This window comes from Paenibacillus swuensis (assembly GCF_001644605.1).
GTDB classification, from domain to species: domain Bacteria; phylum Bacillota; class Bacilli; order Paenibacillales; family DY6; genus Paenibacillus_N; species Paenibacillus_N swuensis.
In genome coordinates this window covers 621013-631814 of record NZ_CP011388.1, presented here as the reverse complement: position 1 = coordinate 631814, position 10802 = coordinate 621013, and the positions used below count along the sequence as shown (strand labels likewise).

At 49.9% G+C, this 10802-nt stretch carries 6 protein-coding genes; all 6 read left to right on the top strand.

Annotated elements, in window-relative coordinates; all coding sequences use genetic code 11:
* The first annotated feature begins 28 nt into the window (after nt 1-28).
* The 6 genes from SY83_RS02760 (at nt 29) to SY83_RS02735 (ending at nt 10797) form a co-directional block, all read left to right on the top strand.
* Nucleotides 29-1018 (top strand): amidase domain-containing protein, encoded by a 990-nt coding sequence (locus SY83_RS02760; protein ID WP_068604046.1) that lies wholly within the window; start codon nt 29-31, stop codon nt 1016-1018.
* A gap of 61 nt (nt 1019-1079) precedes the next feature.
* A complete protein-coding gene (locus SY83_RS02755; RefSeq protein ID WP_068604044.1) occupies nt 1080-2189 on the top strand; it encodes a D-alanine--D-alanine ligase in 1110 nt (369 codons plus the stop codon).
* A 145-nt stretch (nt 2190-2334) separates the two neighbouring features.
* On the top strand, nt 2335-3321 hold the full coding sequence (uvsE, locus tag SY83_RS02750) for a UV DNA damage repair endonuclease UvsE (RefSeq protein ID WP_068604042.1): 987 nt from the start codon (nt 2335-2337) through the stop codon (nt 3319-3321).
* A gap of 85 nt (nt 3322-3406) precedes the next feature.
* A complete protein-coding gene (gene fabI / locus SY83_RS02745) occupies nt 3407-4174 on the top strand; it encodes an enoyl-ACP reductase FabI (protein ID WP_068604040.1) in 768 nt (255 codons plus the stop codon).
* A 300-nt stretch (nt 4175-4474) separates the two neighbouring features.
* Nucleotides 4475-8845, top strand: coding sequence for a GH85 family endohexosaminidase C-terminal domain-containing protein (locus SY83_RS02740; protein ID WP_068604038.1), 4371 nt, complete (start codon nt 4475-4477; stop codon nt 8843-8845).
* 119 nt (nt 8846-8964) lie between these two features.
* Nucleotides 8965-10797: a nucleoside-diphosphate sugar epimerase/dehydratase gene (locus SY83_RS02735; RefSeq protein WP_068604036.1), complete on the top strand. Its 1833-nt coding sequence runs from the start codon at nt 8965-8967 to the stop codon at nt 10795-10797.
* Nucleotides 10798-10802 lie beyond the last annotated feature (5 nt).

Below are 10802 nucleotides of genomic sequence, written 5' to 3'. Positions count from 1 at the left end.
CTATTAATTAATAGCGGGAGGGACAGGCATGAAACCCGATTGGAAATCAACGTTGTACCGCTATGTCCAAGAGAGGAACAGGGCTGAATTGGAATACGGAATCAACGGACTTACCGCTCTGGTGTACGACGATGCCGATCTTCAAGAGCGCGCCGCCCGCTTGCTTAATCTTCGTAAGAACACGTCCAAACGCGGTGTCACTTTAAAGCAAAGGGAAACGCGGGCCAGAATTGTGAGCTCCTCTTCCTCGGCACAGGAAGTTCGTGTGAAACTGGCACTGTCCCAACAGTTTAGATATGAACATAAAGATCAGGCCATTACAGAATTCAGGAATGAACTTGAACGTTTGCACATGGTCAAAGCTTCGGTTGGTTGGAAGATTATGAGAGTGGATGCTTTATCGGCGGAGAATACGGTGACACCTCCCGATATGGGCGGTTCCGCTTCCGTTCCTTTCATGAACCCCTCTGCGCTTGCGCGTTCAGGAGCAATTAGGGAGCCGATTCGTTATAACCGTGAAGCTGCCAAACAATATGCGGACCGCTATTGGGATGAACCGAATCCCGAATATCTTACATTTGAGGTGGATTGCACAAGTTTCGTGTCGCAATGTCTCTTTGCAGGCGGGGCGCCGATGAATTATACTGGACAAAGAGGAACGGGCTGGTGGTATCGCGGCCGGCACAAAGAGCAGGAGTTGTGGAGTTACAGCTGGGCGGTTTCGCACAGTCTTCAGAACTACCTGAACACCGGAGGAAGCGGCAAGAACAGGGGTCTCCGCGCGGAGCGGGTTCCATCGGCCAAGGAGCTGGAAATCGGCGATGTCATCTTCTACGACTGGGAAGGGGATTCGCGGTTTCAGCACAGCACATTCGTCACAGGCAAGGACGCTGACGGCATGCCGCTTGTGAATGCCCATACGGTCAACAGTAAAGGCCGTTACTGGGATTATAAGGATTCCTACGCCTGGACGGACCGTACGCAATACCGGTTTTTTCACATTGCTGATTTCTTTTAGAGTATCTGTGTTTATAACAACTTACATTCAACATTATTTTTAACTACATTTGGAGGTTCCGATGGGGAAAAAGATCAAGGTCGGATTAGTATACGGCGGCAAATCGGGAGAACATGAAGTTTCATTGCAGACGGCATTGGCCGTAATTAAAGCTTTCGACCTTTCTAAATATGAGATCCAACCGTTCTATATTACCAAAGAGGGCGAGTGGAGAACGGGAGCCGAACTGACAGCGCCGGTAGAGAATATTTCATTGTTAAAATTTGAAGCGAATACGCAAGAGGGCGCGGTTTTGCCTATTCCGTCCTTATTCGGGGATCAAAGCATCAGTACGGACAGCCAGCAAGTCGCCTCTAAAGTGGATGTAGTGCTGCCGTTGCTCCATGGTACCTTCGGAGAAGACGGAACCATACAAGGTCTGTTCGAGATGGCGAATATTCCTTACGTAGGCGCGGGGGTGTTGGCTTCCGCTGTGGGGATGGATAAAGTAACGATGAAGAAGTTGTTCGCGCATGAGCAGCTACCGCAGGTCGTATACCGCCATTTCACAAGAAGGCAATGGGAGAAGGACCGTCCGTTCTTCCTGATGGAGATTGAAGTTTCCGTCGGTTATCCGTGTTTCGTAAAGCCGGCTAATCTCGGTTCATCCGTGGGAATTTCCAAAGCCCGGAACCGTGAAGAGTTCATTGAAGCGGTGGAATTCGCGTTCCGTTATGATCGCAAGGTCATCGTTGAAGAGAATGTCGAGGCGCGCGAGCTCGAAGTGAGCGTACTGGGGAATGATGATCCGCGGGCTTCCGTCGTGGGGGAAATTGTTTCTTCCAATGAATTTTACGATTACAAAGCCAAGTATATCGACGGCAAATCGGCTATGGTCATTCCGGCCGACATTTCGCATGAAACCGCCGCTAAACTTCAGGAAATGGCGCTTCGGGCTTACCATGCCATTGACGGTTCCGGGCTTGCCCGGATGGATTTCTTTATGCGTAAATCGGACGGTCATATCTACATCAATGAAGTGAATACGATGCCCGGCTTTACGCCGTTCAGCATGTATCCGCTCCTATGGCAGGAGAGCGGCTTGTCCTACCAGGAGCTTCTGGATCAATTAATCAGTCTCGCGGTCGAGCGTCATGCCGAGAAACAGAAAATTAATTACACGAATGAATAGTATGTATACAGAATAACAGGATTCGGGAGGGTGACCTTCCGGATCTTTTTTTGCATGGAATCTCATTCCCTTTCTGTATAACTTTAATAAATATTCCTTCTGTCGGGCAAAATATCGTTATCTTACTCTTGAATCGGAGGTACTTATGATCGTACGTTTTGGCTATGTGGCGATGTCGACGGTCGTCCATAACGCCTCACCTTCCAAAACCATGACCGCGACCAACTTCGCCAAGCTCAATGATCGGGAAGCGGCCATTCGTAAGCTGGAGCGTCTCGCCGCGGAGAATATCAACAATTCTTTAAGGTTACTGAAGCACAACCGTGCGCATGATATCAAAGTTTATCGATACTCATCGAAGCTGATTCCGTTGCTCGGCCATGAATTGTTAGAAGGATGGAATCCGATCCCGTCCCTTGCGGAGTCCTTTGCGGCAACAGGAGATTATGCCAAGGAGCACGGTATGCGGGTATCGTTTCATCCGGATCATTTTACGGTGTTAAGCACGCACCGGGAAGATATTTTGCGTAAATCGGTGGAGGACCTGGACCGTCATGTAAGCATGCTGGAAGCGATGGGATTGGATGAAGCCGCGATGTGCAACATTCATATCGGCGGTTCTTACGGGGACAAGGATGTGGCGGGCAAGCGATTCGTCCGGCAGTTTAATGCGCTGGAGGAACGCATCATTCGCCGCATCACGCTTGAGAACGATGATAAGACGTTCAACGCTTTGGAGACACTCGCGGTCTGTGAGGAAGTCGGCGTACCGATGGTTCTGGACATACACCACCATGCCGTTAATAACGAGGGTGATGCGGGTTACGGCTTCTGGACCCGTGTGCTGGAAACCTGGAAGGCGAACAGGGGCGGGTTTTCTATGGACTCGCTTCCTCCTAAGATTCATGTGTCCAGTCCCAAGAGCGAGAAAGATCCGCGCGGTCATGCCGACTATGTGGATGTGCAGCAATTATTAGCCTTCCTCAAGGACATTGCGGCGGATACGGCTTATCTGGATGTTATGATTGAAGCCAAAATGAAGGATGAAGCGTTATTCCGGCTGATGGAGGAACTGCCGAAAATCGACGGAATCAAACGCATAAATCAAGCATCCGTGGAAGTTTTCGCTTGAATTTGAGGCTCAAATGGGGTACGTTGAAGGGGACAAAGCTTAAATTACATAAATCCTGCACTTCAACAGAAGGGAATGTACCTATATGAGTCAACTTTTGGAAGGTAAGAATATCCTTGTAATGGGCGTGGCCAATGATCGCAGCATAGCATGGGCGATTGCTCAATCCTTGGCGGCCCAAGGCGCGCGCCTTGTGTTTACATATGAGAATGAGAGAGTTCAAGAACGTGTGAAGAAGTTGGCGGATACGCTTCCGGGTTCCACGGTATTGCCATGCGACGTTACTGTAGATGAGAACATTGACGCTCTGGCTGGTCTGCTGAAGGAACAGTTCGGCGTATTGCACGGTCTTGTGCACAGCATTGCTTTCGCCAAGAGCGAGGAGCTGGACGGCTTGTACGTCGATACGTCCCGCGCCGGCTTCGCTCTTGCCCATGATATCAGTGCCTACTCTCTTGTGGCGGTCGCCCAACGGATGTACCCGCTGATGACCGAGGGCGGCAGCATCATGACGATGTCGTATCTGGGCGCGGAACGCGCGCTGAAGAATTATAACGTCATGGGCGTTGCCAAAGCCGCGCTCGAGTCCTCTGTGCGTTATCTGGCAGCGGATCTGGGACAGTACAATGTACGTGTCAACGCGGTATCCGCAGGGCCGATCCGGACCCTTGCGGCTAAGGGAATCAAGGACTTTAACTCGATTCTGCGTCAAGTGGAAGAGAAAGCGCCGTTACGCCGCACTACGGATGTTGCTGAAGTGGGGGACACGGCTATGTTCTTGCTGAGTCACTTGTCCCGCGGCATCACGGGCGAAGTGATTTATGTGGATAGCGGCTACCACATTATGGGTTAGTTCTTAATACCTAGGAGATTCATAAATGTCTGTCGAATGTTGCTGAATGCGACAATTCGGGAGGCATTTTTTTTGTGGTTTCTAAAGCTTATGTAAACATGTGAATAACGCCAGAAATGAGACCAAATATGTATTTACCGCCAGGATTAGCCTATGATATAGTAAATTTATACATTTAAAATCCTCTCTACAGGTTCCCTACTTTAGTCCTACATGCGTACCTTTTACAATCCTCTTTCGACATCATATTTCAACATATTATTTATATTTTGCAAGTAGTCTTATTATGGAGGTCATGGAATGAAGAAAACGCTCTCGTTAGTCCTTTCAATAATATTGGCGGTCCAGCTATTAGCCGTAATGCCAGCTTCAGGCGCGACTACGTCTCAACCCCCTAACAGTGTCCAAGCCAAGCTGACCGGAGACAAATTAAACATTAGCTGGAATGCCGTTGCAGGCGCCCAAAGCTACAAAGTGTATCGATACTCCAATGTTACCAAGAAATATGAATTCATCGGTTCGCCAGTAAACGGAGAACTGAGTTATGTGGATTTGGTAGGCGTAGGCGGGATTACTAAGGATACGAGGTTTACATATCATGTAACCGCCACGGACTCCGCCGGTGTGGAATCGAAGGGTTCGGTGTCTGTAAGCGCCGTTTACCCGAAGAATACAGCTGCTGTCCCGGGATCTGTTCGCGCTGTTAACGCGTCGGACAAGATCCTGTTAACCTGGACTTCCGCTAAGGATGCGACAGGCTATAAGGTGTATCGAGCCTTAAGCAAGACAGGCAACGCGCAGTTGATCAGCGGCCCGGTTCCGTTAACAGCGACGGCTTATACGGATGTCAGCTTCGCTTCCCTGAATGTGAAGACTTCGACGCCTGTGTATTACTTCGTTACTGCAGTGGATCGATTTAACCTGGAATCGAACAAGTCGGCGGCGGTCATGATCTTGAAATTGCCGCCGGCAGTTCCCGCGAAGCTGAGCGCGTCTTATGCCGATGGAAGTGTGAAGCTTGAATGGCAGGCTTCACCGGGCGCCGCAAAGTATAAAGTGCACTGGTCTACAAGCGCGTCTTCGCCGTTGAAGACCCTTCTGTCCGATGCTGTCACGTCCACAGCATTTACGGTACCCGTCAACCGCCAACATGTGATTAAAGACACACGGTACTACTATGCGGTAACGGCTGTGGATGCATGGGAGAATAACTCGCTGCCAGCCGTGAAATCCGTGGTTATTCCATCCAATGTGCCGGCGATTCCCAGTAAAGTAACCGCGTTGAATGAGAATAATGTTATACACCTTTCCTGGGCGCAAGCGACCAATGCCACGCAGTATAATGTTTATCGATCGAGCAGCGTCAAGGGTCCGTTTACTAAGGTGAACAGTGCGCCTGTCGCGGTCAATCAGTTCGCGGATTCTTCCTTACAAGATTTATATGTAACTTCAGACAAAGTCTATTATTATACGATTTCCAGCGTCAATCCGTATCAAACGGAATCCGCGAAATCAACTCCGGTGAGCGTAGTTCTTAAGCCTCCGTCCGGGCCTTCCGGCATAGTCGCAGTGATGGTGGATCATCAGGTGGAATTAAACTGGAGTTCCAAGGAGGGATCTTCCGGGTATCACATTTATCGGTCGGACTCCAAAGAAACAGGATTTACATTGCTTGACAGGGTGTTGGAGCCACCTTACACAGACGCTTCCGTAGCCGTCAGCTTACCTAAGGACAAGAAGCAATATTACATCATTGCCGCATTGGACGGACAGGGAAGGGAGTCGTTGAAATCATCCCCGGCGGAAGTAGTGCTTCCCAAGAATACGGCCGATTCCCCGTTAAGTCTTAACGCGGCCCTATCCAAGAAAATTGTAAGCCTTTCGTGGAGCTCTTCCGATGGAGCAGCAGGTTACAAGGTGTATCGCAAGGTCTCTGGGACAGAAGACTATGTCCTCTTGACTCCGGAACCTGTCATTGCCGGTACCAGCTTTACTGACAACACGTTGAAAGAACAATTTTATACAGAGAACACCTTATATGACTACGCGGTGACAGCAATCAGCGCCTATGGAACTGAATCCTTAATGTCAACGCCGCAATCAGTAACGTTGAAGAAAAGTTTGGGTGCTTCCGTGCTGGAAGGGGAGCTGAGTCAGGCGGTCGCAAAGCTTAACTGGTCCGCTGTGGATGGCGCGGTCGGTTATAAAGTATACCGTCAGACACAGGATGCGCCGTTTCAGCTGATTGCGGAACTGCCGTCTTCCGTGCGCTGGCTGGAGCAAATTATAGGCGCGACTTACACTGAAGATACCACGTTTACTTACCGCATTTCGGCAGTGGAGGAAGAGGCTCTGGAATCGGACTATTCCAACAAGGTGACGTTCACCATGCATTCCAACGTCGCTCGCGTTCCCGCCGATCTGAAGGCGGAGGTTGCGGGTAAGGAGGTCAGGTTGACTTGGTCCGCTTCCGAACAAGCGCAGGCGTATAACATCTACCGGACCTTGCCCGGATCGGACCAATCCGTCTTGGCTAATGTATATGGGCCGGTCACATCACTAACCTTTACGGATAGTTTCCTGAAAGATATGCCTATTACCGCTCCGATCAAACTTCATTATCAAGTGACGGCAAACAATGCCTACGGCACAGAGAGCGCGTCTTCGGCGCCGGTTGAGGCGGTCCTGAACGTGCCTGTAACCTTGCCGCCGTCCAACGCGGGGCAAGATCCGTTTAATCATCTGGTGAACCCGGGGTTCGAATTGTTGACGGACGCGTCTGTTGCGGATGGTTGGACCAAATTCACGGCCGCGGGTGCGACGGCGGATATCCAGAGAACCATCGCGCCAGTGGACAGCGGCAAGTATGCCATGAAGATTGCGGCCACCGCCATCCCTTTGAACGGAACGGTCATGATCTCTCAACTGATTCCGGTACCCGCAGGCAAACCTTATGATTTAAGTGCTTCCCTGAGAATTGAGGAGCTCACCAATGCCAAGGTACAGGTGTTTGTGAATTTCTACAACGCGCAGAATGCGGTCGTTGCCAGCGCATCGGCGGAGAGCCAATCCGCCACGGGAGCTTACGCGAAGGTAAGCAAGTCGGCATTTATTCCGAAGGATGCCGCAACCGCGCGTGTATATACGATCCTGAGGGCTACGGGGGATCAAGGATCCGGCAAATTATACGTGGACAATATGGCTTTTGCCATTAGCCGCAACGCTGTGCTGAACCCTGACTTTGAAACGGAAGGCAGCAATAACGTTGCCGAGGGTTGGGCTAAATTTGCACCCGCGGGAGCATTAACTGAATTTGCGCTGACGGGGGAACAGGTTGCCTCCGGTGCCAAAGCGCAGAAGATCGTCACTTCCATGTTGCCGAACCAGGGAACAGCCATGGTTTCACAGTTGTTCTATGTGCAACCGAATCAACCTTATTATGTGTCCTCTCAACTTCTGGCGGAGCAACTTACTAACGCTAAAGCTCAGCTGTTCGTAAATTTTTACGACGTCAACAACCAGGTTGTCGGCAGCGCCAATGTGGATATTCTGTCTCCTACTCAACGTTATAGGAAGGTTGAGAAGATTGGAACAATCCCTGCAACCGCTACAAGTGCAAGGGTATACGCCATGATCCGAGCAATCGCGGAGCAAGGATCGGGATCTCTGTTTGTGGATCAATTCAAGTTCATTACGGAAGGGATTCCGCTTATGAACGGAAGCTTTGAGAACATGAGCGCGACGACGGGGTTTGCGGAAGGATGGACCAAGTTCATTCCCGCGGGTGTTACCGGAAATGTGTATGCTACGGAGTCGCCGATCACTTCAGGGACTTCCGCCATCCGATTATCCGGGGAGAATATGGCAAGCGGAAATACGATTATGGCTTGGCAGCTGCTTCCTGTACAAGGAGGAAAGCCGTACCAGTTATCCGGTAACTTCAATCTGGAACATATTCAAGGTAGCCAGGCCCAGCTATTCATTAATTTCTATAATAGCAACAATCAGATCGTAGGTAACACGAGTGTGGATGTTGTTTCTGCCACGAACGGGTTTGTGGCACTGGAGAAAAGCGGCACGATTCCGTTAACCGCGGTTCAGGCGAGAGTTTACGCCATACTCAGATCTGGATCGGAGCATGGTTCCGGTTCTGTCGTTGTCGATGATCTCCACTTCGCAACAACCAAATGGATGCTTAAGAACAAAGATTTTGAACAGTATACTGCCAATAACGGAACCGCGGATTCATGGATCCCTTACGCGTCGCAAGGGGTGACTGGCCCTCAATGGAACAAGGCGGAAGGCCAGGTTGTATCCGGTCAGTTTGCGCAATCCCTGGCGGCGACAGACCTCTATCCCGGAGCAACCGTCATGATTTCGCAAATTGTCACGGCCGAAGCGGGCAGGCCTTACAGACTGGGCGGCGATCTGAACGTAACGTCATTGCATCATGCCAAAGCCCAATTATTTGTTAACTTCTATAACAATGTAAATCAAGTTGTAGGTAGCGGATATATAGACATTACTTCACCCAACGGCGGCTATGTCCGCTATGACAAAACCGGTATCATTCCTGCCGGGACTACAACCGCGAGGGTATACGTGCTTCTCACAGGAACAGGGAGCGACGGATCGGGAGCGTTGTATGCGGATCAGATTTTATTTGAGTAACCTTTAATGAATTAGCCGGACAATCATCCTCTCGGCAGAGGGAGGATGATTGTTTATTACATTCTCATATCATGGATTCGAATAGCGCATAATTCCCCCAGAGAAGGCAGTGGATCCTAATGACTTACCGTTATCGTTTCTTAAGCTTATTAATTGTCGACATTTTCATTGTTACACTTAGTATCTTTTTGTCATACTTTTTCCGCTTTTACGGCGACATTCCGGATCATTATTTGGATCAGTTTTATATCAATGCCTTGTTAACGGTTTGCATATGTACGGCGCTGTTAATAGCATTTAACTTCTATAATCGGATGTGGAAATACGCGAATGTAGAGGATGTGTTGCTTATCTTTGGTGCGGTTATGGCCGGGAATGCGCTGTCTTACATATTCACTTATTATATATTGGGTTATGTCGTGCCCCTTTCGGTATTTGTCCTCTCTTTCGAAACGATGATTCTGTTAACGGGAACCATCAGGCTGTTCTGGAGAGTCCATGTGAAGTTAAACCGTCGCAACACTCCTGACCCTACGCTAAGAAAAGCGCTCATCATCGGCGCGGGCAGCTGCGGAACGTTGGTATGCGAAGAGCTTAAACGACATCGCACCCTTCAACCAGTTGCTTATATCGATGACGATCCCAGAAAACACAGATTAAGGATCAGCGGGATCCCTGTACTTGGAGGCAGGGAGCGGATCCAGGCCGCTGTAGAGCTTTACGGCATTAATGACATCATTATCGCAATCCCTTCCGCGCCTCAGAAAGCGATTCATGACATCATTGAACAGGCGAAGCTTACAACCGCCAAACTAAAGATTATTCCGAGAATTGACGATCTGATTAACGGCAAAGTTACGATTAACACCATTAAAGATGTAGATGTGGAAGATCTCCTGCAGAGAGACCCGATTCGTATGGACCAACGGCAAATTTCCAATTACATCGAGGGGAAGACGGTGTTGATTACCGGCGCGGGCGGTTCGATCGGTTCGGAGTTATGCCGGCAGATCGTTCAATTTCATCCGAGCTCCCTTGTTCTGTTGGGTCATGGGGAGAACAGCATCTTCTCCATTGAAACCGAATTGAGGAGACTTGTGCCTCACATCCGCATTGAAACGGTGATTGCCGATATTCAGCATGCGACAAGAATAGAGAATGTATTTCAACTATACAGGCCGCAGGTCGTCTTTCACGCCGCTGCGCATAAGCATGTGCCCTTAATGGAAAGCAACCCGGCGGAAGCCGTTAAGAACAATATTATCGGCACCAAGATTATGGCCGAATGCGCGGATCGTAATCGAGTGGAGCGGTTTGTGCTGATCTCTACGGATAAAGCGGTAAACCCCACCAGTGTCATGGGCGCGACAAAGCGTGTGGCGGAGATGATCGTCCAGACGATCGGTGCGCACAGCCAGACCAAGTATGCCGCCGTTCGCTTCGGCAATGTACTCGGAAGCCGGGGCAGCGTGATTCCGTTCTTTAAACAACAGATTCTGGGCGGTGGCCCGGTGACCGTAACCGATCCCCGCATGTATCGCTTCTTCATGACCATACCCGAAGCCTCCCAACTTGTCATTCAGGCAGGTTCGTTAGTGAAAGGCGGCGAAGTGTTTATTTTGGACATGGGAGAACCTGTGAAGATTGTGGATTTGGCCAGAGATCTCATCCGACTATCCGGACTTGAGGAAGGCAGGGACATTGATATTGTTTACACGGGATTAAGGCCCGGGGAGAAGCTGTACGAAGAGCTGTTGACCAACGAAGAAGGAATTTCCAAGACGGTGCATAACCAGATCTTTATCGGATTACCCGGGAACCTGAGCGTCTCCGAGCTGGAACTGAAGATTAAGCGACTGGAGAAGCTGCTTGACGGGAACGCCGACCAGATTAAAGACGCGCTGAACTACATCGTGCCTTCCTATCGTAATCAGGCACTGCAAAGCAACTAGTTGTT

Excerpts from the sequence above, each read along its gene's own strand:
- SY83_RS02735 (WP_068604036.1), top strand. The coding sequence starts at position 8,965 with ATGACTTACCGTTATCGTTTCTTAAGCTTATTAATTGTCGACATTTTC.
- uvsE (WP_068604042.1), top strand. The coding sequence starts at position 2,335 with ATGATCGTACGTTTTGGCTATGTGGCGATGTCGACGGTCGTCCATAAC.
- SY83_RS02755 (WP_068604044.1), top strand. The coding sequence starts at position 1,080 with ATGGGGAAAAAGATCAAGGTCGGATTAGTATACGGCGGCAAATCGGGA.
- fabI (WP_068604040.1), top strand. The coding sequence starts at position 3,407 with ATGAGTCAACTTTTGGAAGGTAAGAATATCCTTGTAATGGGCGTGGCC.
- SY83_RS02740 (WP_068604038.1), top strand. The coding sequence starts at position 4,475 with ATGAAGAAAACGCTCTCGTTAGTCCTTTCAATAATATTGGCGGTCCAG.
- SY83_RS02760 (WP_068604046.1), top strand. The coding sequence starts at position 29 with ATGAAACCCGATTGGAAATCAACGTTGTACCGCTATGTCCAAGAGAGG.